We start from the raw sequence: 26520 nt of genomic DNA, 5'->3' as shown, positions 1-26520 counted from the left end.
GCCCATGACCAAACCTGCCTCTTTCAAGTACTTCAAAACCAGTCCCGAGGTCATCCGCCTTGCGGTGATGCTGTACATCCGTTTCCCGCTCTCGCTTCGAAATGTCGAAGATCTGTTGCACGAGCGAGGCATCGACGTGAGCCACGAAACCGTCCGATATTGGTGGAACAGGTTTGGTCCAATGTTTGCAGCTGAGATCCGACGGAAGCGTGTGCAGCAGCTGCGCGCGTTCTCGAAATGGAAGTGGCACGTGGACGAGGTTTTCGTAAAGGTGAATGGCAAGCGACATTATCTGTGGCGTGCAGTAGATCACGAAGGTGAAGTGCTGGAAGCCGTTGTCACCAAGCGCCGAAACAAGGCTGCAGCACTAAAATTTCTCAGGAAATTGATGAAACGGCACGGTTGCGCCAAGGAGGTCATCACAGATCGCTTCGCTTCCTACAAGGCTGCGCTCAGAGAAATAGGCGCGTTCGAAAAACAACAGACGGGCAGGTGGCTCAACAACCGCGCCGAGAATTCACACCTGCCGTTTCGACGACGCGAACGCGCGATGCAGCGTTTCAGGCGCATGCGAAGTCTACAGAAATTCGCCTCCGTCCATTCCTCCGTCTACAATCACTTCAACCAGGAAAGATCGCTAGCCAGTCGAGACACCTTCAAGCTGACCCGCGCCGCCGCTCTTAGCGAGTGGCGTCAGCTTTGTTCCGGATAGGTTCGCGGTTTCCGCGGCAAACTGAGACTGGTTCGAATTCGTCTGACAGCACCGCTTCGCGTCGTGTCGGGCTGCTCTCAGAGAACTAGGCGCTACCGAAAAACAGCAGACGGGCAGGTGGTTCAACAACCGCGTCGAGAACTCGCACCTTCTTTTCCGACGACGCGGACGCGCGATGCAGCGTTTCAGACGCATGCGAGTCTACAGAAATTCGCCTCCGTCCATTCCTCTGTCTACAACCACTTCAACCAGGAAAGATCGCTAGCCAGTCGAGACACCTTCAAGCTAACCCGCGCCGCCGCTCTTAGCAAGTGGCGTCAACTTTGTTCCGGATAGGTTCGCGGTTTCCGCGGCAAACTGAGACTGGTTCGAATTCGTCTGACAGAACCCCGAAATACATCCGTTTTTCAAACACAAATATTTTTGACCAAAATAGGTTTGCAGCTATTCAATCAGATTTGGCGAGCGTCAGCTAAGAGCCCAAAGCCAACGTTGCTTTCTCGAAGATGTCAGGATCACCCTTTACAGTCGCAAGTAGTGCAGCGCCTTCCAGCGTCGCGAGCACCGCTAGTGCGTCAGAAAGCGGATTGTCGCTGTTCGGAAATGAGCTCACAAGTCGATCGACCAATGCTGCAAAGAACATTTTTGCCGCCTCCGCGACCGGTTCAGGCAGACCTCCGCTTTCAGCTGCGAGAAGTCCACAAAGGCACATCTTTCCGTCCTGGCGCAAGCTTTCCACGAAAAGCTCGCGTAGGCGTTCGACACGCGCGTCAGACGGGCAATCATCCAATGCGGCTAAGAAACGGGACGTGTAATTTCTGGCCAGTCGAGCGACCAAATCAGACTTGGTCGGGAAGTAATGATGTACGCCTGCGCTGGTCAGCCCTGCGTCGCGCGCAATGTCTCGGAACGAAAAGCCGTTGTAGCCGCCAGTGCGGACCCGCGCCTCAGCGGCGGCAAGGATTTTCTCTTCTGATGTCATACCATCACCCGCGACAATTCCTTCCGCGCAGCATCCATGGCTTCAAGAGCGCCTTCGAGGAAACCACCATGCGACAGTGCGGTTTCAGTTCCTGCAAAGATCACCCTCGGAGTAGGAGTTAGTGTACTATATATAGGATGTGATTTAAGCGGCTCGAGGTCGGCAGACGTGGCGGTTGCCATGTCGGCACTCCAATCCTTTACGATTACACCGCGCGGCTCGGCTGCTTTGGGACCAAACAGGCGGACCAGTTGCGCCACAGCGAGAGCTTCGAACCCGGACTGCTGGGCCGTGCCGGGTATGGCAAAGCCGAACAGAGCACCCTCGGTGCCGTCCATGGGTGACGCGTCATGGATTTCAGCCAGCGGACCTTGATGAGAGATTGCGTCGCCATTCAGGCCCGCGTCGCGCCAGAACGGGGTGTCGTAAAGAGCAACGAGTTTGGCGTGCCCGGCCATCCATGTTGGAACATCCGGAACGACCACACCCATCTGTGCAGCGAGGCGCGGGGGCAACGCCAAAACAACGAAGTCGGCGCGCAATGAAAACCCGTTTCCGCTCAAGGTCACGAATTCGTCTTCTTCGATCACACGCCGAACTTCGTGGCCAAGGCACAGCGTATCAACAACCTTTTGGGCGAGTGCGTCGGTTATCTGAGTGAGTCCGCCTGAAACGCGAAGCGCGTCACCCATGGGGGCGAAATCGAAGTCACGACGCACATTGCCCTGAGCATCCTCGAACGCCAATCGTCCATCGCTGTATTGTGGAAATGTTCGCAGCCCAAGCTTGTCTACGAGGGCCAGCATGCGGTGGTTGTGCGGCCAAATCCAAGCAGGGCCGAGATCATAGCCGCTCTGTGAGAGAATGCGACCGCCTACGCGGTCGCGGGCCTCCAGCAAAAGCACGTAGCGCCCTTCAAGCTTCAGCGCATGCGCCAAAGCGAGGCCGGACAACCCTGCGCCGACGATGACAATCTCTGCGTTTGGCTTCATGTCGCGCTCTCTGCGATGTGACTAAGGTGGCCGGTCTTGATCCAGATTTGCGCCCCGTCAGCGCCAGCGGTCGCCTCGAAACTCGCCCCGACGGGTAGGCGTAGCCAATCCCAGCGGGACAGGGTATCGCCACCTTCGTTCAAGCTCCCATCAATCACAAAGACCTCAAGCCCGCCTGAGGCATCTAGAGAGCGCACTGTACCTGCATCCCAGTGTTCCATCGCTACAGTTTCACGTACATCTGTGTGAAGGGGCAACCTGGAAACACCATCTGCTGCTTCAATCCAGCTTGCCTTGCCGCTGTCGATCTGTACCTGATTGCGGTCGCTAGCATCGAATTGGTGGAGCTTTACTAGAATTGTCGCGCCGTCCTGTGCTGCAGGTGTATGAGACGATGTCGGCGGGTTCCGCACATAGGAACCAGTCGGAAAATCACCGTCCTCGTCCTGAAAAATACCGTCGAGCACAAGGTATTCTTCGCCACCGTCATGCGTGTGAGCAGAGAAGGCGCTGCCAGGCGCAAAACGGACGATGGTGGTGGCGCGAGCTACTTCCTCTCCAATTCGGTCAAGCATCTTGCGCTCAACTCCAGGCATCGGGGATGCAACCCAATCGTTCTCTTCAAAATGTACAAGTGTACGTTCATTGAAGTCGGCATTCACGCGCATGGTTTGGTCTCCTTCCAGTTTCACTGTGTCTGTGCAAAATGATTCAACTTACCTACTGATAGGTAGGTTGTTTCTCGACCTCACTATCGCAACAGTGATCACGCGTTCGTGAAGCATTGTTTGAAACGCCGCGCATGGTGAGTCTGTCCGCAAAGTAGACGTTCAACGGATTTGGGCGAACGACTGTTTCGAGGCGAATGTGCTATCGCATTGCGTCGCCACGAGCTGCCTTTTGCACAAATATCGTCCGCTAGGAAGGAGCGCGCTGGCTAAGAGGGCGGTACTCACAGAATCCTATCGGGTATTCGCACCGATCACGGCTGAAACCTTGGGACTACGCCAGTTCCTGGGGACGTTGGTCCGCACATTTCGCGAAGTTAAGTACTCGCCTCCTCCAAGCGGACCTCTCTAGCCACCATCGGTTGGATGTTGACTTTACCACGTTCAATCATTCCTAGTAGTCATAACACGAGTACCGAAAAACGAAAGTTGTTTGGAATAGATTGCCCGCATGTTCACCTGCATCTGGCCGTCTCTCGACGGCATACCAATTTGCACGTGTCGACCAAGGGTGGCGAGACACTCTAAGGATGCGTTCGTCGTTGTTTCGATGCCCAGTGCTACTACGGAAACCTGTGCTCCTCCATCCGTGATATCTCGGATCGCTGCCGCAGCGTCTTGTTTGCTTGCATTTACTGTAGCGTCCGCGCCGTGAAGCTTTGCATGCTCAAGTTTCTCATCTGCGACCTCCACCACAACAACTTGGCATCCGAGCATTTTTGCCAATAGAAGAACGGACAAACCAATACCTCCTGTTCCATGGACAGCTACCCATTCACCAGCTGCGACATCTGCACGGTCTGTCAAAGCATGCCAAGCAGTGGTTACAAGACACCCGAGCCCTGCCGCCTAGGCAGGGGACAGCGTTTCTGGCAAGTGAACCAAGTTGTGGTCAAAAGGCACTGCAACGTATTCTGCGTAGGCACTGGGCGGCCCAAATCCAGGAACGATTTGGTTAGCACAAGTATTTGATATGCCTGTTTGAAAAGCGTTGCAGCTGCCGCACCCCAAGATGAACGGCGCTATGAGGCGGTCTCCAACACTGTGCTTCGCTTGAGGCCCTGCCTCTACCACAGTTCCACAGTATTCGTGCCCTAAGATAGGGCCATTTTGAACTTTGGGGTGTACACCAGACCATCTATGGTAGTCCGAGCGGCATACGCCACAGGCAGCGACCTCTAGGACCACTCCATTGTCTGGGCAGGTTGGATCCGGGACCGTCTCAATCGAAAGGTCTTCGTAAAACTCTCTTACGACTGCAGCTCGCACTTTGCGTTCCTAAAGATATAGTTTCTTTGATCGAGCAATTCGGTTCGGTCGAGACTAAACAGGTCTATCGCCTTTCACGGTCACACGTCGCCCTTTACGCTCTTCGGGCCAATAGTCCCAGATAGCACGATGCATACAGCACCGGTTGTCCCAAAAGGCCATGTCGTTAATCGACCACCTGAACCGGATTTGATAGTTGATATGTTCCGCATGCTCGAAAAGCATGTTGAGGATCGCATCGCTTTCCTTATCCGACAAGCCCACAATCTTTGTAGTAAATGTTCGGTTCACAAACAGCGATTTCCGGCCCGTTTCCGGATGAGTTCTAACAATCGGATGAACTGCTTCGGGACAATCAATATCGCTGTCTTTTTGGCCCCGGTCGCTATAGCGGCCTTTATAGATATGCTCTGAACTATGAAGTGCAGATAACCCGTTGATCATATCTTTTATCGGTTCAGATAGATCGTCGTAGGCCGCATACATATCACTGAACATAGTGTCCCCGCCACAGGGGGGGGCGATATGGATTTGTAGCATAGTTCCAAGGGGCGGCGTTTCATCGCAAGAGACGTCAGAGTGCCAGAACTCACCGTTGGCTACTTTGGAATTCTTCGTTGCATGGATTTCGAATATCTCTGGATATCCTTCCATTGTCGGGGCCGCAGGGTGCGCATGAAGCGGTCCAAAACGTTTCCCAAATTCGATGTGCTGCGTAGGCGGTATTTCCTTCTGCTCTTTGAAGAACAGCACCTGGTAGGTGTGAAAGGCGTCGCAGATCTCAGCAAACTGATCGTCAGGCACAGGCTGGCTCAAATCGACTCCGTAGATCTCGGCGCCAAGGTTTGGAGCGAAGGGTTTGGCAACGATGGAAGTATAGGCGTTGGATTTGGGAGCAACCATAAGCACCTCTGGGTTTGATTTCTTTGGGCATGCTATGCGCAAGTTACACTCCAACAAAAATGAACAAAAACGAAATTTATTTGACTAATTGGTGAAAAACTTTCACATATCGATCACGGATTAGGCGGTAGCGAGGTTACCGGAATGAGCATTCGGTCACTGCGAACTCTAATAGCAGTTCATCGACATGGTAGCTTCCGTGCCGCGTCAGAGGCGGAGCATCTAACTCCGTCTGCGGTCAGTCACCAGATGCGGAATCTGGAGGTCACGTTGGGGCTCGAATTATTTGACCGATCAGCCAAATCGCCCAAACTTACTCATACCGGGCTGACGTTCGTCGGTGAGGCCGCTGCGGTGGTGGCCGCATATGATGGTTTGGCGGAAAGGGTGAAGTCGAACAACGAACTCTTTGGTGAAATAACTTTGGGTGCCGTTCCAACGACCCTGACTGGACTGGTGCCGATTGCGCTAGCGAGGCTAAAGTCCGTGCATCCGGATATCCATGTACGGATTGTTCCAGGTTTGACTAATCAGCTTTTGCTACAGTTAGACCGCGGGCAGATTCAAGCGGCGATCATTTCCCGACCAGATGTTCTGCCAAACACGTTGGAATTCTCTGAAATTGTATCCGAAAAATTGGTACTGCTTGTCTCGGAAAACACCCCAGATTTACCTCCGAAAGAACTGCTTGGTGCGTCACCGTTTATTCGTTTTACGCGTGATGCGGTTGTAGGAAGGCAAATCGAGACTTGGCTGCAAAGAAAAGGCATTGAAGTCAAAGACGCTATGGAACTAGAGAGCCTTGAAGCAATCTCAAGTATGGTGGCCGCTGAACTTGGCGTTTCAATCATACCGGACAGCCGCTTAGCTGCATATGACCACTTGCGTCTTAAAAGGATCCCCCTTGAACAGAACGGACCTAAGCGCATTGTTGGTTTGGCAAGTATGACCGCATCGCCTCACACTAAAATGATCGACGCAGTTACCGCGGCGCTATTGGAGGCAGTAGATAGCCAACGGGTTTATTCGTGAGTTGGCACTCCATTTGGTATCCACAAGATGTTTTCGACTACTTGAACTAAGAAAACTGGAAGTCAAAATTGGGCTTGGGCTAGTCACTAGCATGCAATTTGGAGAAAAACAGCTTCGAGCCTATAGAGAGCACTCATCCTATGTCGTTGTGCTGTTCTGCAAAGTATCTCTGCCATTAGTCAAAGCAAAATTCAGAGATGTAGAGGCAACGTACGGCCGGAAGAACAGCATTGACGCTCTTAATTTGCAGTCTAGTTCGCTGTTATCCTTGCGAAAAGCAGACTGCCTTTGTGATCTAACATTTTGATTTTCGGTCACTTGCGGTCCAAGAGTAAGGTACCCACGTTGCTGGTTCATCGGTAGTGAGTGACGTTGAGCCAGCCTAGTCTGCACGGCTTTAAACGCTGTCTGAGTGGGGCCTCGCGTGCGCTAGACTATCCACACCTCGGCCTCGCGAGGTTTCAGACGCCGCTTGAGGGGGTTTTGTCAGAGGAACTTTGCTTGAGCGGCGCAGGACGGTTGCGTAGCGTTTAAGGATGACCAAGCCTGCCTCCTTCAAATACTTCAAAACCAGCCCCCAAGTCATCCGCCTGGCGGAGATGCTTTATGTTCGGTTCCCTCTCTCGCTTCGGCATGATGAAAATCTGCTGCACGAGCGAGGCATCGACATAAGCCGCGAAACTGTCCGCTGTTGGTAGAACAGGTTTGGCCCGAAGTTTGCTGCTGAGTTTAGACGAAAGCGTGTGCAGCAGCTGCGCTCGTCCTCTGAATGGAAGTGGCACCTGGACAATGTTTTCGTGAAGGTGAATGGCAAGCGGCACTATCTTTGTCGGGCTGCGGATCACGAAGGCGAAGTGCTGGAAACTGTTGTCACCAAACGTTGAAATAAGCAGGCTGCATTGAAATTTCTCCAGAAATTGATGAAGCACCATGGCTTTGTAGAAAAGATCGTGATGGATCGATTCGCTTCCCATAAGGCTGCGCTTACCGAAATGGGCGCGCTCGAAAAACAGCAGACAGGAAGGTGGCTCAACTACCGCGTCGAGAACTCGCACCTTCCTTTCCGACGACGCGAACGCGCCATGCAGCGTTTCAGACGCACGCGAAATTTACAGAAATTCGCCTCCGTCCGTTCCTCCGTCTACAACCACTTCAACCAGGCAAGATCGCTAGCCAGCCGAGACTCCTTCAAGCTGACACGCGCTGTTGCTCTTAGCGAGTGGCGTAAGCTTTGTTTAGGATAGGTTCGCGGTTTCCGCAGCACACTGACACTGGTTCGAATTCGTCTGACAGCACCCAAGCGCAGCATCTGTTGAAAGGAGCTAGATACAGTCATTCGCTGCGTCCTGTGTCTTGGTTCGCGATGCAAGGTTAAGCGTCATTGCGTTTTCATTCCGTACTAGGCCAAACTGATTCTCAGTAAGTGTCGAATGGAGACCTCGATGAGCGAAGAAACGATAGGATTTGTTGGTGTTGGCTTGATGGGTCAGGGTATGGCCGCAAATCTGCTAAAAGCAGGCTTCACAGTTAGTGTGGTTGCTCATCGAAATCGTGGCCCTGTCGATGACTTGGTCGCTCAGGGTGCGACGGAGGCGGAAAGCCTCGCGGAGCTTGCGGCAGTTTCCTCAGTTATCCATATTTGTGCACCCGGTTCACCTCAGGTCGAGGCAATTGTCGCGGCCATGATGCCAACCATGCAGGCCGGTAGCGTCATTGTGGATTGTTCCACGTCAGACCCGAATTCCACTACGGCACTCGCAAATAAGTTAGCGCAGGCCGGTCACCATATGGCGGACGCGCCGTTGGGCGGGACACCTGTGCAGGCACAGAACGGAGAGCTGGCGACCATGGTCGGCGCTGACCCAGTTGTTTTTGAGCGGTTGGAGCCTGTTATTGCAGCTTGGGCAAAGACCATCGTTCACATAGGCCCATGTGCTGCAGGGCACAAAATGAAGCTTCTGAATAACTTTCTTTCACTGGGATACGCGGCGCTCTATTCAGAAGCGTTGGCATTGTCCGAAAAAGTCGGAATTTCCACCAAGGAATTCGACTCGGTCATTCGTGGCAGCAGGATGGATTGCGGGTTTTATCAAACCTTTATGGGCTACGCGGTTGAAGGCAATCGAGAGTCCCACAAATTCACTCTTTCCAATGCTCTAAAAGATTTGCGTTACCTCGAAGCCATGGCAGATGAAGTGGGGCTGTCCAATCCAATCGGAAACGCCGCAAAGAACAGTTTTGCTATGGCGCTCGCCGCTGGAGGTGATGGGCCAAACGACTATGTTCCTCACCTTGTCGATTTCGTAGCTGCGAGAAACGGCGTATCCAAGGCGTAATTCTGGTCGCGTTGTACGCGCAGTTAAGAGCGAAATCTTTAAGATGCAGGAACTTGGATTTCAGGTAGTCCCGGCAATCATGCTGAGGATTAAAACCGAGAAGTTTCTTTGCCTTGGCGTTTTGAATGGAAGGTTTGATTCAGCGTCATTTTCTTATTAAATTCAATTATTTAATAAATCGGCGCGACCAACTCTGATGTTGTCAAACTCACAGAGTAGTTGTCGTTTGATACGTTGAAAACCTGATAACCCAACCCATCGACCTTCTGGCAGCAGTCAACCATTTGGCCAAGATAGCGCGCGTCAATACATGCAAAAATAATCCTGCGGCGCAGAGAGGCATCATGTATACAGGCTGGCAAGTTCAGTTCGCGTTCATGCGGCTCAATCACGTTGTTGATCCGCAAGCCACGGATGTCGAACCCGCTTCTTTGTTGGAAACTTTTTGCCGTGGCCTCATTCGCAACTTGGACACAGCATAGCTGTCCTCAAGCACCGTCGGGTGTTCCTCGTCGATTGGAGTAGAGGGCAGCACTACCTGCCTCGCTAAGACTGGTTCGAATTGATCAACAGCACCTTAACTCAGAAGCTGAAACACAGGAACCGTTCCGGTCAGTCCTTTGAATTCTTGATCCCGTAAAAATCGCGTTTTCTTGGATGTTCCTAACGCTTCGACAACCGACGCATCGACTAGTGTTTCTGCAGCTCGCGCGTGTTCACATAGGCGAGCTGCAAGATTTGGCACTTCTCCAATGGCCGCATAGTCAAACCGGCCTTCAAATCCGATACAGCCAATAGTGGTTTCACCCTTGGCGATACCGATCCCGAGACCCAAGCTCGATCCCTCCTTTTGAAAGGGTCCAAGCGCGTTTGCGACCGCATCATGCAGCTCGCTCGCAAAGGTGACAGCCTGGCCTGTAGGATCGCGTGCCCGCAGCGGGGCATTAAACAGAACAACGATGCCGTCGCCCAAGAAACGTTCAAGTGTACCCTGGTGTCGTTCAATCAGTGGTCCTGCGCAATTGTGAAATACGTTGAGGGCTTCCAGTACTATTTGAGGATCAGAGGCTTCCGTAAAGGCCGAGAATCCCCTTAGATCCGCAAACAAAACGACGATGTCCGCTCTTCGGTTCTTGAGAATAGCGCTGTCATCACCAACCGAAATAATTTCTTCTGCCACTTGTCTTGGTAGAAAGCGGCGCAAACGATTGAACCGCTCAATCTGACCAATCTGTTGATTTACTCGTTTTTCGAGTTCCTTGTTCCAGCTCTGTACTTCGTCATGCAAAGCTTTTGTTCGGAGCATGGAACGTACGCGAGCAATGAGTGCAATTGTGTCAACTGGTTTGGTGAGATAGTCATTTGCACCAGCCTCAAGCCCTTGCACCATATCTTCAGTGTTCGAACGAGCTGTTACCAGAACCACCGGTATAAAGGGGAGTATGGGATCCATTCTCAATCTTCGACAGACTTCGAAACCGTCCAGCTTAGGCATCATTACGTCTAGCAAGATCAAGTCGGGCGACAAATCAGTAGCTTTTTCTATGGCGTCTTCGCCATCTACGGCCTCGGCAGTATCATAACCATGCGCGCTAAGTCGCATTGTCAGCAGGTTGCGATTGTCCTGCTGGTCATCGACAATCAAAATGAGTGGTGGGTCTTTCATATTTTCATTCAGACCTGTCCAACAAAGGTAATGACTTTCGCCAACAGAGCACGCGGACTGTAGGGCTTAGTAACGTAATCGTCGCATCCGGCTTCCCGTGCTTTTGTTTCGTCGCCAGACAAAGCAAAGGATGTTACCGCGATGATTGGAATGTTCGCGCCCTTTGGGTGCTGTTTTATCTGGCGGGTGGCATCGTAACCGTCTAATTCTGGCATCTGGATATCCATCAAGATTAGATCGGGCTTTTCAGCAATCGCTCGGTCTACACCTAGCGCTCCGTTTTCGGCCTCCAGCACTTCGAAGCCGTGACTGCCCAGAAGGTCTCGGAGTATGCGTCTGTTGTCAGCCTGGTCTTCTATGACAAGTATTCTTTTCGACATGCTCAGCTCCTCGTGGCCTGAACGGGGAGTACAACAGTGAATGTCGAACCGTTGCCAAGGCTGCTGGCGACTTCAATTCGCCCACCGTGCATTTCTGCGATCTTTTGAGAGATAGACAGACCGAGGCCAGTACCCCCGGCGGCACGCGTAGACGAGGCGTCAGCCTGTTTGAATTCCAGGAAAACCTCGTCAATTTGCTCTGCGGAAATTCCAACTCCCGTATCAGTTACGGTTACTACAAACCGTTGATCACGACGCGCCAAGTTTATTTCGACGTAACCCTTGTCAGTGAACTTTACCGCATTTCCCACGATGTTAAGTAAGATCTGTCTAATACGACCCGCGTCGCCATGCCCAGTGGGGAGTCCGCCTTCTACTTTGGAGCGGATTTCTAGTCCTTTATTCGCGGCTATAGGCTCAATCGTGGAAACAACGTCTGTGAGGATCTCAGACATTGAATATGTGTCCAGTGCCAGTTCGAGTGCTCCGGCTTCAATCTTTGAAAGATCCAGAACATCATTGATCAATGACAGTAGTATTTTACCATTCACTTGAACCCGATGCAGCGGATCGTCGATTTTTTTTGGCACCGGACCATAAATTCCATCCCGGATCATTTCGGTGTATCCGAGGATCGAATTCATTGGAGTTCGCAATTCATGGCTCATATTGGCCAGAAATTGCGACTTGTGCAGGTTTGCAGTCTCAAGCTCATCGTACAACGTGCCCAAACGCTCTGTCATACGATTGGCGCTGCGGGCGAGATCTCCGAGCTCGTCGGTGCTCTTGATATTGGCTCGAGCTGTAAAGTCGCCTTGAGCAACTTTTCTTAGTGTTACCCGGATTTGCTCAATCGTACGGATCAAAGATTTGCTGAGCAGGAAGCCAAGCAAAATCGCAATAACGACTGCAATCCCAGCTGAAGCAAGCACCATTCGCCACGATTGATCAAACGCGTTTTGGTTAATCAAAGCTTTCGAACGCATACCATCGCGCAAAAGCAGGTATCGTTTCTCAATCAGATTATCCAAAGACTTAATTATTGGGACCAGCTGTAACTCAAACATTGATTTGGCAGCTACAATCTGCCCAGCTTCATATCGCTCAACGATATCAAGTCCTATTCGTTTTATTTCTTGAGTCTTTCGCGACACATCCGCGATTTCATCGTTGGAAAAAAGGCTGAGATCCGGTTGATCACTTGTCTCAATGAGATGACCAAGCGACTGAATAACATGCAGCTTAGCTTCAAAGAACCCTGCACTGTCGCCAAGCATGGTGTTACCTCCAGTCTCGGCAAAAATTGCTGTTCCATTCAACCAGATTTCTTGCAGACTGCTTTCAAACACCTTTAGATTTGATAGCCGTACCTGATCTTGAAGCAACTCAGCAGTTCGGAGGTTCGCTTTGCGCAACTCAGAAAGCCCGGTGAACGCCAGTATTAGCATTAACCCAACAATACCAAGTAGCGCGACCAGCAACTTGGTTCTTATCTTGATGTGAAACCCGCTGTGCGAATTGGTAGAGGTTATTTTTGGGCTATCTTCGGCTTTCACGAAATCAGAAGCTTCGGCAGTCATGCAATCGCTCCCGACAGTATTGATCGGATATGCACTTGACTAATTATGCATCAGAAATGCCAGATCACAAAATCATTGAAGAAACTCAGGGAATTTGAATAGTTATGCTTTTGGGGAATTGCGTCTTTTGAATGGACCTTCCGGCTCGTTGCCGGCACTTGCTTCTACCATTTTGAAATCCCGCTGTTGGCAGATACGGTCTTGTCAGAAGAACTTGTCTTTAGGCGGGTAGGGCGGTTGCGTGGCGTTTAAGGTTGATCAAACCTGCCTCTTTCAAGTACTTCAAAACCAGTCCCAAGATCATCCACCTTGCGGTGATGTAGTAAATCCGTTTCCCGCCTTCGCTTCGGAATGTCGAAGATCTGATTCACGAGCGAGGCATCGATGTGAGCCACGAAACTGTCCGATATTGGTGGAACAGGTTTGGCCCTATGTTTGCTGCTGAGATCCGAAGAAAGCGTGTCCAGCACCTGCGCGCGTTCTCCAAATGGAAGTGGCACGTGGACGAAGTATTCGTGAAAGTGAACGGCAAGCGGCATTATCTTGGCGGGCTGTTGATCACGAAGGTGAGGTGCTGGAAGCCGTTGTCACGAAGCGTCGAAACAAAGCTGCAGCACTGAAATTCCTCAAGAAATTGATGAAGCGGCATGGTTGCGCCGAAGAGATCGTCACAGATCGCTTCGCTTCCTACAAGGCTGCGCTCAGAGAAATGGGCGCGCTTGAAAAACAACAGACGGGCAGGTGGCTCAACAACCGAGTCGAGAATTCGCACCTCCCGTTTCGACGACGCGAACGCGCGATGCAGCGTTTCAGGCGCATGCGAAGTCTACAGAAATTCGCCTCCGTCCATTCCTCCGTCTACAATCACTTCAACCAGGAAAGATCGCTGACCAGCCGGGACACCTTCAAGCAGACACGCACCGCCGCTCTCGCCGAGTGGCGTCAACTTTGTTCCGGATAGGTTCGTGGTTTCCGCAGCAAACTGAGACTGGTTCGAATTCGTCTGACAGCACCCGCTGTGGTGCAACTTGACTACCCTCGTAGCTACGTGCGACTAGCTTCACGAAAACTCAGGCACGCAATAGGAAGCCAGCTAACCACGGCTGACGACCCCATTTTCGACCCACTCGTCAAATTTGGCCAGAACGGCATGGCAAAATGCGGCGTCATTGATGTGGGCGTCTAGTTCGGTCATCGACACCCGACCAGGCATGACCTTGCGGGCTTCGTCGACCATGTCCGAAAGGGCTGTTGGATCATGGGCCTCTTCACCTTCTTTGTCCCACGCTTCAACACCTTGAACCGGTAAGAACAACTGAACGGGTCCAGTAGCAGCCTCTAGCCGGGTTGCCAGTTCCCGAATCCAGGCGCGGCGTTCGTCGCCATTGAAGACCGAGCTTTTGATCAGGCGGTTATGTTCGTGAAACGGGCGATCTGCATATTGGTCCGGGATCTCTTGCCAGCCCGCGAAATCCAGCAGGTCTAGAGCGCCCGGTGCAACCATCTGCGGCGTGCCAACGCGCCCAGCATTGGTAACGCGATCCTCTCCGCTTGAAACAACGGAACCGGCCAGCAGATTGCCAAATTCCTGCATGCAGAAATCCATCACGCAGACAAAGGCCTTTTCGGCGGCCAGTTTTTCAAAGGCCATGCCACCCATGCCTGTCGAGTGGAATACAGCAACCTCAAAGCCGCGCTCTTCCAGCGCAGGTTTCAGAGTTTTCATGTAACGCAGGCAGGAGGACCCAAGGCTGGTCATGCCAATCAGGGGTTTGCCACGATCCGGCGCGATGGCGGCTTTGGCAGCACCGACCACGGCCCCTGCAGCCTGTGCCAACGAAGACCTGCAGATCGAGTTCATACCGTACAACCCACCGGCCCACAGGATCATCTGTATGTCCGGGGCCAACCGATGTGGGGGGATTAGCGGTGAGAAACTGACGGTTGAAACGATGTATTTCGGAACCCCCATGGGCAGGGCCTGTGCACAATCCAGCGCAAGGTCGGTACCCATGGTTCCACCAGTGGCCAGCATCCCATCAAACCGGCCTTCGGCATAGGCTTTTGCCACGACCTTGGCAGCCCCAGCGGACATGACGCGGAAGGCCTTATTCTCATCCCCCAACGCAATCACCTCGTCGATGGTTCTGCCTTCGGCAGCTGCGACGTCATGTTTTGAGATGTCGGTCGGTGTTTCAGGGTCGCCAAGAACGGAGACGTCCATTGTCAGCACATCTGCTCCCTGCGCCTTTACGGTTTCTTCGATGAACCGCATCTCGGGGTCTTTGGTGTCGTATGTTCCAATCAGCAGGATCGTTGTTTTGGTCATGGTTTCCTCCCGTTAGTGCGGTTTATCCGAGGTAGCGCGTTAGCGACTTTCGGGCGGTATCTTTAAACCGCATGTTTCGTGCCTCTGATCCATCTTCGCCCATGCGGGACGAAATCCAGCCGACATAAGTGACCGCACGCAGGGCCATGAACAGATCAAGATGCTCGGTGTCTAGCGCACGTTCCAACCGGTATCCCTCAAGCAGGGCCGCTTGCAGGGCGTCGTAGTCCGGCTCGCATAGGTTTTTCAGTAGTGTCGTGGCGATATCAAACAGACGGAACCCGAACCCGGCATCGTCGAAATCAATCAGCCAGAGCTTGTCGCCTCGGACCATCACGTTTTCACGTACCAGATCGGCGTGGATCAGGCCGTAGTCCAGTTGGTTTTCGATCTGCAGCAAGTGATTGTTGGCTTTCTCGCGGAACGCTGTGAACAGGGCGCGATCCTCACCAGAAAGCGTGGGGTTTTCCCAGAACCGATCCCACAATGGGGCATCGCCCAGCAGTCCAGCACGATCCCAGGACCAGCGCTCAAAGTCACCGGGACGCGTCCAGGCATCGCTGACTTCGTGCAGCTTTGCCATCTCATGCCCAAGGGCCCGAAACAACCCGGTACGATCACTATGGTCGATCCCGGTTTCTGTCGATCCCAGCGGGCGGCCGGGCAACCAGTCAAGCATATCGACCTGGATCCCGTCCAGCAGTTGCAGATAGCGGCCATCCGTGGCCGGTACCGGTGTGGGTACACCGACGCTCTTTGCGCCCAGCTCGGCGATCCACTGCAGCTCGGACCTCAAGGCGGTGTCCGAATGCAAGCCTTTGCGGTGCAGGCGCAGGGCATAGCTTTTCGCGCCGATCTGAAGCCGGTAAACATGATTTTCGCGCGCCGCGACCAGCGACCATTCAGCACTGTCCATGCCCCAAAGGGTCAGGGCTTGCTCGACAATCGGGGTCATAGAGTCAGCGGGGTTTCGGCCAAAACTTCGTCCAATGTGTCAAACAGCAGATCTGCATTCTCTTTCGAGAATGGCATCGGTGGCCGGATCTTGAGCGTGTTCTTATGGCGGCCGAGTTTTGAATGGATGATGCCCCGGTGCCGCATCGCGTTGATGATTCGATCGGTGAATTCGCTGGCCGGTTCCTTGGTCTGACGATCCAGCACCATCTCGGCCCCGAAAATCAGGCCCGAGCCGCGCACATCGCCGATGAACTCGTATTTGTGCTGCAAAGCTGTCATGCGCGCGCGGGCGTGATTGCCCACGATCTTGGCACTGGCGACGAGGCTTTTGTCCTCAATCTCTTCCAATACCGCCATCGCTGCTGCGCAGGACACCGGGTTGCCACCGAAAGTGTTGAAATACCGATAGCCCTTGCGGAAGGTGGCAAGGATTTCGTTGCGCGTTACGACACCGCCCACAGGATGACCGTTGGCCATGGGTTTGCCCATGGTCATGATATCCGGTACCACGCCCATCTTTTGATGCGCCCACATGTGGGTGCCGGTGCGGCCAAAGCCCGATTGAACCTCATCACAGATCAGCAGGCCACCGGCCTTGCGCACCACTTCGGCCACGGGTTTCAGCCAGCCGTCGGGATGGTCGGGGAAGCCTTCGTTCAGGAAATAGGGGCAGAGGACCAAGGCGGCGAAGCCGATGCCGGACTTTTCATGCTCGGCAATCTGTTCGGAAACAGCATCAGCAAACTTGCTGCCGTCCGGGTCCGGGTTGCGATAGCTGTCGGGTGCCTCCACAAACCGGAAATACCGATCCAGACCAAAGCCAACGGTCGGCACGCTCGATTTGCTCAACTGACTGACCAGAGAAGTGTTGCCGTGATAGGTTGCATCCGTAGCAATTATACCGCGATTGCCAGTCATGCCTTCGGCCATTCGAAGGGCGATGTCGTTCGCCTCGGACCCGGTGCAGGTCAGAATGGCGGTGTCTAGCGAGGCATCCATCGTGCCCGTCAGCTTCTCGACATAGTCGAGAATGCCGTCATGCAAATAACGAGTATGGGTGTTGAGCGTTGACGCCTGCAGACAGATCGCCTCGACCACGCGGGGGTTGCAATGGCCGACATGGGGGACGTTGTTGTAGCAATCCAAGTATTTGCGCCCATCCGCATCCCAAAGCCAGACCCCTTCGCCCTTCACGATATGAAGCGGCTCGTCATAAAAGGTCGAGACATTCGGGCCCAGCAGCTTGGTCCGGCGTTCAACAAGCTCGGCGGATTTCGCAGGAAGTGTCATTCAGCAGACCTTTGGTCAGAGTTTTATCCAGGCGGTTTTCAGGTCGAGATATTTCTCGAAAGCATGCAGGGATTTGTCGTGCCCGTTGCCCGACTGGCGCACACCACCCAGTGGTACGGTCAAGTCAGAGCCACCATAGGTGTTTACATGCACGACGCCAGCGCGGATGCCAGCGATCATGCGATGCGCGCGGCTTAGGTTCGATGTCCACACGCCCGCGGATAGACCATAGACCGAGTCATTGGCCAGCCTGATCGCGTCGTCTTCGTCCTTAAAGGGGGTCACGGCCAGAACCGGGCCGAAAACCTCGTTCTGGAACAGATTGTCCGTGGATTTGACCCCGGTCATTACGGTCGGGGCCATATAGTAGCCACCGGTTTCCTCAAGGATGCGCTTGCCACCAGTGCGACGCTCGGCGCCTTCAGCCTCGGCTTTGTTAACGAAGTCCAGATTGGATTCCAGCTCGGGTAGCGAATGAACTGCGCCGATTTGTGTGTCCAGATCGAGCGGATTGCCGACCCGCATCGCTTCGGCATGTTTGACCAGTTCGGCGACAAAATCGTCGTGGATGTCCTCTTGGACCAACAAGCGTGATCCTGCAATGCAGATCTGGCCTGCGTTGCGGAAGATACCACCTGCGGACACTTTGGCGGCCTCGCTCAGGTCCGGGGCGTCGTTGAAGACAATGTTGGGAGATTTGCCGCCCAGTTCCAGATAACAGCGTTTCATGTTCGAACGCGCCGAATACTCCAACAGTCGTCGGCCTGTAGCCCCCGAGCCTGTGAACACCATGATGTCCACATCCATCGACAGCGCCAGCGTTTCGCCCACAACCCGGCCTGACCCGGTGACGACGTTCAGCACGCCGTCGGGCACTCCGGCCTCGGCGGCCAGTTCGGCCAGTTTCAGCAGCGACAAGGATGCGCTTTCAGCCGGTTTCAACACGACCGAGTTGCCGGTAGCCAGCGCAGGGGCCAGTTTCCAGCTGCCGATCATCAGCGGCATGTTCCACGGCACAATCGCTCCGACGACGCCAACTGGTGCGTGATGGATCATGCCCAGTACGTTTTCTGCCGTTGGCGCGATCTGCCCGTAGACCTTGTCAATCGCCTCGGCGTAGTAGCGGAATGTGCCAGCTGCCGACATCGGCTCGGCCTTCATGGCCATTGTGATTTCGGTGCCATTGTCGCGCACCCCCAGAACAGCCAACTCAAGAGCGTGTTTTTCGATCAGGTCGGCCAGCTTCAGCAGGACCTTCTTGCGCTGGGCAGGGGAGCGGCGCGACCAGCGGCCATCCTCGAACGCAGCCCGCGCAGCGCTAATCGCGGCCTCCATATCTGCCGGAGTGCCTTCGGCAATCTGGGTCAGTACTGCGCCATCGACAGGCGATAGCACCTCCCGATGTCCACCTTCCGAAGCGGCGACCCAGCGCCCGCCGATGAAGTGAGATCGGGTGGATAGAACCTGAGAGCGAAGGGCGTCAATATCGGACTGGTTCATGGCAGAGTTACCCTTGCTGATTGGGGTGATCGGAGTCGACCGGTTGCGCGGTCGGCTCGGGTTTCAGCTTGTTGCGGAACTCGTAGTATAGCGTGCGGAAATGCAGCAGCAGGATCAGTACGATCAGCGCCGTCAGGATCGCCGCAATCGGGCGGTCGACGAAATCGAGCGGTGATTTGACCCGCGCCATGGCACTGCGCAGCTTGACCTCCATGATCCCGCCCAGAACCATGCCCAGAATGATCGGCACAATCGGCAGATCCAGCCGTTTGAGGATCAGGCCGAACACACCAAACCCGGCGGCAATGGCGCAGTCGGTGATTGAGTTGCGCAAACTGTAGACGCCGACGAAGGCTAGGATCAGGATCATAATGCCCAGAAACCGTGTGGGGATCTGGATGATCTTCAGCAGCAGGTTGGTCGAGAAGAGCAGGAAAACCAGAACGATGACGTTCAGCAGTATCAGCGCCATATAGAGCGCCATCACAAAATCCATCTGGTTCTCAAACAGCTGTGGGCCGGGGATGACATTGTGCACGTAGAACACCGACAGCATCATTGCGGTCAGCGCTTCGCCCGGGATACCCAGCGCCAAAAGTGGGATCATGGCCGCGCCGGGCACTGCATTGTTGGCGGCTTCAGACGCCACCAACCCTTCTGGCGCGCCATCGCCAAATTTGTCGGGGTCTTTCGAGGTTTTCTGTGCATAGGTGTAGGACAGGAATTGCGAGGTGAACTCACCCGTGCCCGGCACCATACCCATGAAGACCCCAATGCTCGAGGACACGGTTGCGACGCGCTTGATGCCCAGCAGTTCCTTGAGGCCGGCGAAGATGTTGCCGCTGACATGCGTTTCGTCGGGTGCGTGGTTCTTTTCAAGCAGCAAGAGCAGGGCCTGACTGATGGCAAACAGGCCCAGAACGACCACAATCAGATCTACGCCAGACGCCAGCCAGCTTTGTTCAAAGGTAAAGCGGCGGGTGTATTTCACTGGCTCAAGCCCGACCGTGTTCAGGAAAATCCCGAAAGCGGCCAACATTCCGGCGGCAAAAATCTGGCCGCGGTGGGCGAGGATCACCAGAATGATCCCCAAAAGGGCGGCCAGAAATATCTCTCGGCTGCCGAAATGCGGAGCGATCAACGCCAGAACCGGCGACAGGATCATCAGGCAGATGATGGCAAAGACGCCACCGAAGAACGAAGCGGAATAGGCCAGCGACAGCGCGCGATGCCCCTGACCGCGTTTGGTCATAGGATAGCCGTCATAGGTGGTCAACGCGTTCACCGCCGTACCAGGCGTGTTGATCAGAATGGCGGGGATGGCGCCTCCGTACATGGACGAGCCATAGATCCCCAATAACAGTGTCAGGCCGACAATAGGTTCAAAAGCGAAGGTGGCAGGCAGAAGGATGGCGATGGCAACCGCAGCGCCAACACCGGGCAGCGCGCCAATGATGACCCCACCGATCGAGCCAATCAGAAGGGCAACGATCACCTGCCATTGTGTCAGGATCGAAAGACCAGACAGAAGCGTTTCCATTTGCGAACCTCAGAGATAAGTCAGCGCAAAGGCGCGCACGGAATCGGGCAGATATTCATAGGCGGCACCGGCCGGGATTTTCACTTGCAGGAAGGCTCGGAAAACAATGGTCACCGCAACGCCGAAAGCTGCCGAAAGGCCAATTGCCCCAGCGCTTCGAAACCCGGTACGGATTGCAAGGAATACCGCGAACAGAACGGTCGAAGGCAGGTATCCAAGAAGCGGGACAACGGCGACGTAGATCAGAAAATAGGCGACGTATTCAAGGGACCGCAGCCAGAACGCGACTTCGGGCCAGCGACCCGGAATGCGGTCTGATAAGGCGGAGCTGAGCCAGTGCAGAAAAGCAAAGGCGGCCATTGCCCAGAGCGAGACCATTGGCCAGAAGCTTGGTTGCGCAAACCACTTGGTGCGTTTGACAACCTCGGTCTGTGTTCCCAGTTGGCTCAGCAGAAAAACTGAAAATACCAGGAAGGCCAAAGCAAAAACAACATCGCCGGGCCGGCGGTATCGTTTGAACATGTCTTGCAATGTCTTTGCGATCATTTTGGCCTCCTGCTGGAAAGAAAAAGGCCCGACAGTATTGCAATACGCCGGGCCAGTTTCGCGTTATTCGCCTAGAATCTCTTCGATTTTTGAGAACGAGGCTTTGTCCTGTTCGATCTGTGCATTCGAGGCATCCGGATCCTGCCAGTAGATCAGTGCTCCGGTTTCTTCGGCAAGTTGCTTGGCCTTGTCAGATTCCAGCGCTTTCTGCGCGGCGACAGTAATCTTTTCGCGTGCTTCGGCCGGAGTGTCCTTGTGGACGAATAGACCATTCCACAGGGCCAATGGCAGTTCGGGGTGCAGCTCGGTTACCGTGGGCGTATCCGGGACCAAAGAGATCCGTTCGCCACCGATGCTGGCCAGGACATTCACTTGGTCCAGACAGGGGAGAACAAGTTGAAGCGTCGTATTGATTACGTCCACGTCACCCGAAGCCAGTGTGTTGCAGTCCAGCGCGTCGAAGGCGGCTTCACTGGCGAAGTCAAATCCACTGCTGACTGCGGCCGCGAAGGTGACTTGTGTGGGCGGCAGAACCGAGCCGAAGTGGCCAAGCGCGACATCGTTTTCTTTCCCATGTTCCACCAGTTCTTCCCATGTCGAGAAGGGGGCATCCTTGCTGGAGGCAATGACGAAGGGATAGGTCAGAAAAATGCCAATCGGTTCGAACGGGTTGGGGTTTAGCTCGGGAATGCCAATGTCCGGGCCGATGACCGGCACACCTATCACGAACGAACCAACGGTGTAGCCATCTGCCGGAGCGGTCGCAACTTCCACCGCTCCGGGGAACGGACCACCGCCGCCACCGGGCTTGTTCACGACGGCGGCAGGTACACCATACATGGCCTGAAATTCGTCGGCGATCATCCGTGTGAGAACGTCTTCCAAGTCACCCGGAGGCCATGGAACGACAAAGGAAACCGGTTTCTCTGGATACTCGGCCAGTGCGGCAGTTGCAGAAGCAACAAAAGCGGCGGCTGTTAGAACTTTCTTCATTGACACCTCCCGTCAGTGGTTCATTATTTGATCCGCGTTAACAATAATAATGTTGCTTTGTTAAGCTTGTTCTGTCAAGTATTACCTTAACAGGAGGATGTGAATCGCATGGGTACTGCCCTGAACGCCCTGAAAATGCTCAACTACTTTTCAAACGCTCGGCCAGAAATTGGGTTGAGTCAGTTTGCGCGTCTGTCTGGATTGAACAAAGCCACGGCGCTGCGACACCTTCGGGCGCTTGAGGAATACGGGTTGATCGAGCAGAATCCCATGACCAAATCCTATGCGGTCGGACCTGCTGCTTTGCGCCTGGCCGCGTTGCGCCAGATCGCCCGTCCCGGCATCGAGAGTGCCCGTCAGAGAATGCAGGTCGCGATGCAGGACGTTGGTGAAAGCCTACATCTTTCCCTCCTTGAAAAGGAGCGGCTTCAAACCGCGCTGGTGGTCGAAACGAACCGCCACAGCGTGCGCGTCAGCCTCGACCCCAGCGAGATTCTTCCGATCAATGCGACAGCATCAGGTCTTTGTATGCTCAGCTTTGGGCCATCCTTCTTGCTGGACCGTCTCGATCAGAATGAACAAGTACGATACACGGACGCCACGCTGACCGACCCGACCAAGATCAAAGAGCGGGTCGCGGCAATCGGTCAGGCCGGTTGGGCGAATAGCAGTGGAAGCTACGAAGACGGCGTCTATGGCTATGCGGCACCCATCTTCGGCATTGATCAAGTGGCGCTGGGAACCATTGCGATTGCCGTTCCTGAAGGCCGCGCCGGAGACGACCGGCTGCCGGAAATCCTGACCGCCCTGCACGCCCTCTCAACTGACCTGACCGCAAGTTTTGGCGGTCAACTTCCCGACACTTTTCCAACCGAATTCCATCCGTGGGCGGGTGGACGCAAAACCCGGAGACCAGAGAAATGAAAGACTCGAACTTTCTCAAAGAAAACAACGCGCGTTACTTCTGGCACCCGATGGCGCATCCCGCCGACAGTCAGAAGAATCCGCCCACGATTCTGAACGGCGGTGAGGGTGTCAGTATTATCGATGTCGATGGTCACAGGGCGCTGGATGCGGTCGGCGGGCTTTGGAACGTCAATCTGGGCTATTCCTGCGAGCCGGTAAAGCAGGCCATCGCCGATCAGCTGAATGCGCTGCCCTACTATTCGACCTTCCGTGGCACCAGCAACGACAAGGCAATCGAGCTGTCTTATGAACTGGCGCAGTTTTTTGAGCCCGACGGCCTGACCCGCGCTTTCTTTACTTCGGGCGGCTCGGATTCGGTTGAGATCGCGCTGAAAATGGCGCGGCAGTACCACAAGGTGCGCGGCGAGGCCGGGCGCACAAAATTCATCAGCTTGAAACAGGGCTATCACGGCACCCATTTCGCCGCCGCTTCGGTCAACGGCAATCAGAAGTTCCGTGCGGCCTATGAGCCGATGATGCCGGGCTGTTTCCATGTGCCCGCGCCGTGGACCTATCGCAACCCTTTCGACGAGACCGACCCTGAGCGTCTGGCGCAGCTTTGCATCAAAGCGCTTGAGGCCGAGATTGCCTTCCAGGGCGCGAACACGGTTGCAGCTTTCATCATGGAACCGGTCCTTGGGGCAGGGGGTGTAATCCCGCCGCACAAGAGTTTCATGCCGATGGTGCGCGAGGTCTGCTCGAAACACGGCATTCTGCTAATCTCGGACGAGATCATCACCGCTTTTGGGCGTACCGGGAGTGAAAGCGGCGCACGGCATTGGGGGGTGCGGCCCGACATCATGACGACGGCCAAAGCCATTACCAATGGTTACTTCCCGTTTGGGGCGGCGATGATTTCGGGTGCTGTTGCCGAGGTGTTTGAAAATGACACCACCGGCAAAGCATCGGTAGATCAGGGCTATACCTACTCCGGTCACCCGGTTGGGGCCGCAGCAGCGCTGGCTGCGCTGTCCGAGATCAAACGCCTGCGCGTCTGGGAAAATGCCGCTGCGCGCGGGGATGAGCTGTTTGCTGGGTTGCAGAAGCTGGCTGAGAAATACGACGTGATCGGAGATGTGCGCGGCGGCGAGGGGCTGATGTGTGCGCTGGAACTGGTCTCGGATCGCTCGACCAAGGCACCCATCGCGAAACACTTGCCGCTGCAGGTTCAGAAAGCTGCTTATGAAGACGGTGTGATGGTGCGTGTGTCCGGCAACAATATCATCCTGTCTCCGCCGCTGATCATCACATCAGAGGACGTGGCCAAGATCCTGTCTGCGCTGGATACCGGTCTGACGTCTCTTTAATCAACACTTACGTGACCTCGCCCGCCCTAGGGCGGGGTCAGACTTTAACCGCCTGCAACTCTTCAAGCAGGTCCAGCAGTTGGTTCAGCTTCTCGCGGCCCATCTGCGACTCGATATTGTTTGAGATCGCCAGCGACGTGGCAAGGTTGTCTTCCAGAACCGCGCGGCCAGCATCGGTGATCCGAACCATGGTGCGGCGCTTGTCTTGTTTGTCCTGGCGACGGGTGATCTGGCCATCGGTCTCCATAGTGCGCAGAATGCGGGTGAGACTGGGCAGAAGCAGGCAGGCCTCGTGGGCAATTGCGCTTTGCTCAACCTCGCCCAGCTCGTCCAAAACCCTCAGGATGCGCCACTTCTGTTCGGTGAGCTGAATGTCATGAAGCATGTCCCGGATCGGTGCCATGACGGTTTCCCGTGCGCGCAATAGCGCAATCGGAAGGGATCGGGCGGTACTTTTTGTATGGCTTTGCGTTGTCATGCGGCCTTCTAAATCGCCAATTCCGAAATTGCAAAGATTAACAAGGCAAGTTCTTGACAGCGGGATCGTGAAAAAGTAAACATGTTAACCAATAAAGGAGGGCGCATGCCACATTTTCACGTCGAGTATTCCGGGAACCTAGAGGACAAGGTCGACATGGATGGCTTGTGTGAGTGCATCCGAGCAACGGCTGCTGAGATTGACACCTTTCCGATGCCGGGAATTCGTGTCCGCGCTGTGCGGGTCAATCACTTTGCAATTGCAGACGGTGATCCGGCGCATGGCTTTATCGATATCTCGATCCGCCTGCGCGCCGGTCGGTCCGATGACGTAAAGCAGGATGCCACGCAGCGCATTTTCGAGGCGGTCAAAGCGTATTTGGCACCTGTCTTCAAACATCATTCGATCGCACTTTCGCTTGAGATGCGCGACATCGACCCGAAGCTTTCGCCCAAGACTGGTACGATCCGCGATCACCTTGGCGCCACCACGCAGGAGACCTGACCCATGAGCGTACTGGACACAAACATCGAGAAACTGGCGGGCTTTCTAGCGCGGTTCAAACAGACGGGTATCAAAAATCGTATCGCTGGCGAGGATGTTGCTGGTTCCGCTGGCGTATTTCAGTCTACCTCGCCAGTCGACAAGTCTGTGATCTGCGATGTTGCACACGGTACAGCAGATGACATCGACGCCGCGGCCAAAGCAGCCCATGCCGCCTTTGCCGACTGGCGCGATATGCCTGCCAGCGAACGCCGCCGCATTCTGCTGAACGTGGCGGATGCCATCGAAGCACGTGCCGAGGAAATCGCGCTGTGCGAATGCTGGGACACTGGTCAGACCCTGCGTTTTATGTCCAAGGCGGCTCTGCGCGGAGCCGAGAATTTTCGTTATTTTGCAGATCAGGTAGTGCAAGCGCGGGACGGTCAGCATCTGAAATCACCGACCCTGATGAATGTCACCACCCGCGTGCCGATTGGTCCGGTTGGCGTGATCACCCCTTGGAACACGCCGTTCATGCTGTCGACCTGGAAGATCGCGCCCGCTCTGGCTGCAGGCTGCACGGTGGTTCACAAACCCGCCGAGGATTCGCCTCTGTCAGCCCGTTTGCTGGTCGAAATCGCCGAAGGGGCCGGTCTGCCCAAAGGTGTGCTGAACACTGTGAACGGCTTTGGCCCCGACGCGGGTAAGGCGTTGACCGAGCACCCTCTTATTAAGGCCATCGCCTTTGTCGGTGAAAGCCGCACAGGTAGCATCATCACCAAACAAGGTGCGGACACGCTGAAGCGGATGCATCTGGAGCTGGGCGGCAAGAACCCGGTCATCGTGTTCGACGACGCCGATCTGGACCGCGCTTTGGATGCCGTGATCTTCATGATCTACTCGATCAATGGCGAGCGTTGTACGTCATCCTCGCGACTGCTGGTGCAGGTCAGCATCAAGGAAGAGTTCGAAGCCAAGCTGATCGAACGCGTCAACAACATCAAGGTCGGCCATCCGCTGGACCCGGCGACCGAAATCGGCCCGCTGGTCACAGAGGAGCACTACAACAAGGTCACCAGCTATTTCGACATCGCCAAAGAGGACGGCGCGACCGTAGCAGCCGGTGGTGTGAAGCTGGGCGATGAAGGGTACTTCATCCGTCCGACCCTGTTCACCAATGCCACCAACCAGATGCGCATCGCCCGTGAGGAGATCTTTGGCCCCGTCCTGACCTCGATCCCGTTCTCGACTGAAGAAGAGGCACTGCAGATGGCCAATGACACGCCTTATGGTCTGACCGGCTATGTCTGGACCAACGACCTGACGCGGGCGCTGCGCTTTACCGACAAGCTTGAGGCCGGAATGATCTGGGTGAACTCGGAAAACGTACGTCACCTGCCGACGCCCTTTGGTGGCGTCAAAGCGTCCGGCATCGGGCGCGACGGCGGCGACTGGTCGTTCGAGTTTTATATGGAGCAAAAGCATATTGGCTTTGCAACCAGTCAACACAAGATCATGCAATTGGGGAAGTAAACTAGCGGCACTGTCCCC

At 54.7% G+C, this 26520-nt stretch carries 24 protein-coding genes and 3 pseudogenes; 10 read left to right on the top strand and 17 right to left on the bottom strand.

What is annotated here, in order from left to right:
* Positions 1-4: 4 nt before the first annotated feature.
* Together ACP15L_RS05980 and ACP15L_RS05975 are read left to right on the top strand one after the other, a co-directional pair.
* Entirely contained in the window at positions 5-712 is a 708-nt protein-coding gene (locus ACP15L_RS05980; RefSeq protein ID WP_425083489.1) for an IS6 family transposase, read from the top strand.
* Positions 713-764: 52 nt separating this feature from the next.
* Positions 765-1048: pseudogene (locus ACP15L_RS05975) on the top strand (DDE-type integrase/transposase/recombinase); the annotation flags it as partial.
* A 136-nt stretch (positions 1049-1184) separates the two neighbouring features.
* On the opposite strand, the gene ACP15L_RS05970 reads toward ACP15L_RS05975, so the two are convergent.
* From ACP15L_RS05970 to ACP15L_RS05945, 6 genes are all read right to left on the bottom strand, one after another.
* Positions 1185-1694 carry a TetR/AcrR family transcriptional regulator gene (locus ACP15L_RS05970; protein WP_425083488.1) on the bottom strand — a complete coding sequence of 170 codons (510 nt, stop codon included), beginning with the start codon at positions 1692-1694 and terminating at the stop codon, positions 1185-1187.
* Positions 1691-2686 carry a flavin monoamine oxidase family protein gene (locus tag ACP15L_RS05965; protein ID WP_425083487.1) on the bottom strand — a complete coding sequence of 332 codons (996 nt, stop codon included), beginning with the start codon at positions 2684-2686 and terminating at the stop codon, positions 1691-1693. Before ACP15L_RS05965 ends, ACP15L_RS05970 begins: the two co-directional genes overlap by 4 nt.
* Complete coding sequence (locus ACP15L_RS05960) at positions 2683-3354, bottom strand: cupin domain-containing protein (protein ID WP_425083486.1); 672 nt, start codon at positions 3352-3354, stop codon at positions 2683-2685. The genes ACP15L_RS05965 and ACP15L_RS05960 overlap by 4 nt, the downstream gene beginning before the upstream one ends.
* 444 nt (positions 3355-3798) lie before the next feature.
* Complete coding sequence (locus ACP15L_RS05955) at positions 3799-4155, bottom strand: zinc-binding dehydrogenase (protein ID WP_425083485.1); 357 nt, start codon at positions 4153-4155, stop codon at positions 3799-3801.
* 108 nt (positions 4156-4263) lie between these two features.
* The gene (locus ACP15L_RS05950) at positions 4264-4602 is read right to left on the bottom strand and encodes an alcohol dehydrogenase catalytic domain-containing protein (RefSeq protein WP_425083513.1); all 339 of its coding nucleotides are present in this window, start codon (positions 4600-4602) and stop codon (positions 4264-4266) included.
* A gap of 135 nt (positions 4603-4737) precedes the next feature.
* Positions 4738-5586: a TauD/TfdA family dioxygenase gene (locus tag ACP15L_RS05945; protein ID WP_170377263.1), complete on the bottom strand. Its 849-nt coding sequence runs from the start codon at positions 5584-5586 to the stop codon at positions 4738-4740.
* A gap of 144 nt (positions 5587-5730) precedes the next feature.
* Between ACP15L_RS05945 and ACP15L_RS05940 the strand changes: the two genes are divergently transcribed.
* The 3 genes and pseudogenes from ACP15L_RS05940 (at position 5731) to ACP15L_RS05930 (ending at position 8954) form a co-directional block, all read left to right on the top strand.
* Complete coding sequence (locus tag ACP15L_RS05940; RefSeq protein ID WP_170718372.1) at positions 5731-6618, top strand: LysR family transcriptional regulator; 888 nt, start codon at positions 5731-5733, stop codon at positions 6616-6618.
* 536 nt (positions 6619-7154) lie between these two features.
* Positions 7155-7862, top strand: a pseudogene (locus ACP15L_RS05935) (IS6 family transposase).
* Positions 7863-8048: 186 nt separating this feature from the next.
* Positions 8049-8954, top strand: coding sequence for an NAD(P)-dependent oxidoreductase (locus ACP15L_RS05930; RefSeq protein WP_425083484.1), 906 nt, complete (start codon positions 8049-8051; stop codon positions 8952-8954).
* 577 nt (positions 8955-9531) lie between these two features.
* On the opposite strand, the gene ACP15L_RS05925 is transcribed toward ACP15L_RS05930, so the two are convergent.
* The 3 genes from ACP15L_RS05925 to ACP15L_RS05915 are packed head-to-tail and all read right to left on the bottom strand — an operon-like array spanning position 9532 to position 12580.
* Positions 9532-10620, bottom strand: a complete 1089-nt coding sequence (locus ACP15L_RS05925) for a response regulator (protein ID WP_425083483.1) — start codon at positions 10618-10620, stop codon at positions 9532-9534.
* A gap of 8 nt (positions 10621-10628) precedes the next feature.
* Complete coding sequence (locus ACP15L_RS05920) at positions 10629-11000, bottom strand: response regulator (RefSeq protein ID WP_170639091.1); 372 nt, start codon at positions 10998-11000, stop codon at positions 10629-10631.
* A 2-nt stretch (positions 11001-11002) separates the two neighbouring features.
* The gene (locus ACP15L_RS05915) at positions 11003-12580 is read right to left on the bottom strand and encodes an ATP-binding protein (protein WP_425083482.1); all 1578 of its coding nucleotides are present in this window, start codon (positions 12578-12580) and stop codon (positions 11003-11005) included.
* A gap of 254 nt (positions 12581-12834) precedes the next feature.
* Between ACP15L_RS05915 and ACP15L_RS05910 the strand changes: the two are divergent.
* Positions 12835-13541 (top strand): annotated as a pseudogene (locus ACP15L_RS05910) (IS6 family transposase).
* A 132-nt stretch (positions 13542-13673) separates the two neighbouring features.
* Here the strand turns inward: ACP15L_RS05910 and ACP15L_RS05905 are convergent.
* The 7 genes from ACP15L_RS05905 to ACP15L_RS05875 all read right to left on the bottom strand — a co-directional run bounded on the left by ACP15L_RS05905 (position 13674) and on the right by ACP15L_RS05875 (position 21735).
* Positions 13674-14909, bottom strand: a complete 1236-nt coding sequence (locus ACP15L_RS05905) for a Tm-1-like ATP-binding domain-containing protein (RefSeq protein ID WP_425083481.1) — start codon at positions 14907-14909, stop codon at positions 13674-13676.
* Positions 14910-14931: 22 nt separating this feature from the next.
* Positions 14932-15864, bottom strand: a complete 933-nt coding sequence (locus ACP15L_RS05900; protein WP_425083480.1) for a phosphotransferase enzyme family protein — start codon at positions 15862-15864, stop codon at positions 14932-14934.
* Complete coding sequence (locus ACP15L_RS05895; protein WP_425083479.1) at positions 15861-17156, bottom strand: aspartate aminotransferase family protein; 1296 nt, start codon at positions 17154-17156, stop codon at positions 15861-15863. The genes ACP15L_RS05900 and ACP15L_RS05895 overlap by 4 nt, the downstream gene beginning before the upstream one ends.
* A gap of 15 nt (positions 17157-17171) precedes the next feature.
* A complete protein-coding gene (locus ACP15L_RS05890) occupies positions 17172-18656 on the bottom strand; it encodes an aldehyde dehydrogenase (RefSeq protein ID WP_425083478.1) in 1485 nt (494 codons plus the stop codon).
* 7 nt (positions 18657-18663) lie between these two features.
* Positions 18664-20196, bottom strand: coding sequence for a tripartite tricarboxylate transporter permease (locus ACP15L_RS05885; RefSeq protein WP_425083477.1), 1533 nt, complete (start codon positions 20194-20196; stop codon positions 18664-18666).
* Between the two features lie 9 nt (positions 20197-20205).
* Positions 20206-20742 carry a tripartite tricarboxylate transporter TctB family protein gene (locus tag ACP15L_RS05880; RefSeq protein ID WP_425083476.1) on the bottom strand — a complete coding sequence of 179 codons (537 nt, stop codon included), beginning with the start codon at positions 20740-20742 and terminating at the stop codon, positions 20206-20208.
* A 63-nt stretch (positions 20743-20805) separates the two neighbouring features.
* Positions 20806-21735: a tripartite tricarboxylate transporter substrate binding protein gene (locus ACP15L_RS05875; RefSeq protein WP_425083475.1), complete on the bottom strand. Its 930-nt coding sequence runs from the start codon at positions 21733-21735 to the stop codon at positions 20806-20808.
* Between the two features lie 108 nt (positions 21736-21843).
* Here ACP15L_RS05875 and ACP15L_RS05870 point away from each other — a divergent pair, with 108 nt between their 5' ends.
* On the top strand, positions 21844-22659 hold the full coding sequence (locus tag ACP15L_RS05870) for an IclR family transcriptional regulator (protein ID WP_425083474.1): 816 nt from the start codon (positions 21844-21846) through the stop codon (positions 22657-22659).
* Positions 22656-24008, top strand: a complete 1353-nt coding sequence (locus ACP15L_RS05865; protein ID WP_425083473.1) for an aminotransferase class III-fold pyridoxal phosphate-dependent enzyme — start codon at positions 22656-22658, stop codon at positions 24006-24008. Before ACP15L_RS05870 ends, ACP15L_RS05865 begins: the two co-directional genes overlap by 4 nt.
* Positions 24009-24045: 37 nt before the next feature.
* Here ACP15L_RS05865 and hpaR read toward each other — a convergent pair whose 3' ends face one another.
* Positions 24046-24486 carry a homoprotocatechuate degradation operon regulator HpaR gene (gene hpaR, locus ACP15L_RS05860; RefSeq protein ID WP_170556492.1) on the bottom strand — a complete coding sequence of 147 codons (441 nt, stop codon included), beginning with the start codon at positions 24484-24486 and terminating at the stop codon, positions 24046-24048.
* A 105-nt stretch (positions 24487-24591) separates the two neighbouring features.
* Between hpaR and ACP15L_RS05855 the strand changes: the two genes are divergently transcribed.
* Both ACP15L_RS05855 and hpaE read left to right on the top strand, forming a co-directional pair.
* A complete protein-coding gene (locus ACP15L_RS05855) occupies positions 24592-24990 on the top strand; it encodes a 5-carboxymethyl-2-hydroxymuconate Delta-isomerase (RefSeq protein ID WP_425083472.1) in 399 nt (132 codons plus the stop codon).
* Between the two features lie 3 nt (positions 24991-24993).
* Positions 24994-26502 carry a 5-carboxymethyl-2-hydroxymuconate semialdehyde dehydrogenase gene (hpaE, locus tag ACP15L_RS05850; protein WP_425083471.1) on the top strand — a complete coding sequence of 503 codons (1509 nt, stop codon included), beginning with the start codon at positions 24994-24996 and terminating at the stop codon, positions 26500-26502.
* Positions 26503-26520: the final 18 nt, after the last annotated feature.

Source organism: Ruegeria profundi (assembly GCF_049800715.1).
GTDB classification, from domain to species: Bacteria; Pseudomonadota; Alphaproteobacteria; order Rhodobacterales; family Rhodobacteraceae; genus Ruegeria; species Ruegeria profundi_A.
This window is presented reverse-complemented; position numbering and strand designations above follow the sequence as displayed.

Bases quoted from the DNA above. Each gene is read 5' to 3' on its own strand.
- ACP15L_RS05945 (WP_170377263.1), bottom strand. From the start codon at position 5,586: ATGGTTGCTCCCAAATCCAACGCCTATACTTCCATCGTTGCCAAACCC.
- ACP15L_RS05980 (WP_425083489.1), top strand. From the start codon at position 5: ATGACCAAACCTGCCTCTTTCAAGTACTTCAAAACCAGTCCCGAGGTC.
- ACP15L_RS05895 (WP_425083479.1), bottom strand. From the start codon at position 17,156: ATGACACTTCCTGCGAAATCCGCCGAGCTTGTTGAACGCCGGACCAAG.
- ACP15L_RS05920 (WP_170639091.1), bottom strand. From the start codon at position 11,000: ATGTCGAAAAGAATACTTGTCATAGAAGACCAGGCTGACAACAGACGC.
- ACP15L_RS05965 (WP_425083487.1), bottom strand. From the start codon at position 2,686: ATGAAGCCAAACGCAGAGATTGTCATCGTCGGCGCAGGGTTGTCCGGC.
- ACP15L_RS05880 (WP_425083476.1), bottom strand. From the start codon at position 20,742: ATGATCGCAAAGACATTGCAAGACATGTTCAAACGATACCGCCGGCCC.
- ACP15L_RS05900 (WP_425083480.1), bottom strand. From the start codon at position 15,864: ATGACCCCGATTGTCGAGCAAGCCCTGACCCTTTGGGGCATGGACAGT.
- ACP15L_RS05930 (WP_425083484.1), top strand. From the start codon at position 8,049: ATGGAGACCTCGATGAGCGAAGAAACGATAGGATTTGTTGGTGTTGGC.
- ACP15L_RS05940 (WP_170718372.1), top strand. From the start codon at position 5,731: ATGAGCATTCGGTCACTGCGAACTCTAATAGCAGTTCATCGACATGGT.
- ACP15L_RS05915 (WP_425083482.1), bottom strand. From the start codon at position 12,580: ATGACTGCCGAAGCTTCTGATTTCGTGAAAGCCGAAGATAGCCCAAAA.
- hpaR (WP_170556492.1), bottom strand. From the start codon at position 24,486: ATGACAACGCAAAGCCATACAAAAAGTACCGCCCGATCCCTTCCGATT.
- ACP15L_RS05960 (WP_425083486.1), bottom strand. From the start codon at position 3,354: ATGCGCGTGAATGCCGACTTCAATGAACGTACACTTGTACATTTTGAA.
- ACP15L_RS05885 (WP_425083477.1), bottom strand. From the start codon at position 20,196: ATGGAAACGCTTCTGTCTGGTCTTTCGATCCTGACACAATGGCAGGTG.
- ACP15L_RS05905 (WP_425083481.1), bottom strand. From the start codon at position 14,909: ATGACCAAAACAACGATCCTGCTGATTGGAACATACGACACCAAAGAC.
- ACP15L_RS05925 (WP_425083483.1), bottom strand. From the start codon at position 10,620: ATGAAAGACCCACCACTCATTTTGATTGTCGATGACCAGCAGGACAAT.
- ACP15L_RS05870 (WP_425083474.1), top strand. From the start codon at position 21,844: ATGGGTACTGCCCTGAACGCCCTGAAAATGCTCAACTACTTTTCAAAC.
- ACP15L_RS05875 (WP_425083475.1), bottom strand. From the start codon at position 21,735: ATGAAGAAAGTTCTAACAGCCGCCGCTTTTGTTGCTTCTGCAACTGCC.
- ACP15L_RS05890 (WP_425083478.1), bottom strand. From the start codon at position 18,656: ATGAACCAGTCCGATATTGACGCCCTTCGCTCTCAGGTTCTATCCACC.
- ACP15L_RS05865 (WP_425083473.1), top strand. From the start codon at position 22,656: ATGAAAGACTCGAACTTTCTCAAAGAAAACAACGCGCGTTACTTCTGG.
- ACP15L_RS05970 (WP_425083488.1), bottom strand. From the start codon at position 1,694: ATGACATCAGAAGAGAAAATCCTTGCCGCCGCTGAGGCGCGGGTCCGC.
- hpaE (WP_425083471.1), top strand. From the start codon at position 24,994: ATGAGCGTACTGGACACAAACATCGAGAAACTGGCGGGCTTTCTAGCG.
- ACP15L_RS05855 (WP_425083472.1), top strand. From the start codon at position 24,592: ATGCCACATTTTCACGTCGAGTATTCCGGGAACCTAGAGGACAAGGTC.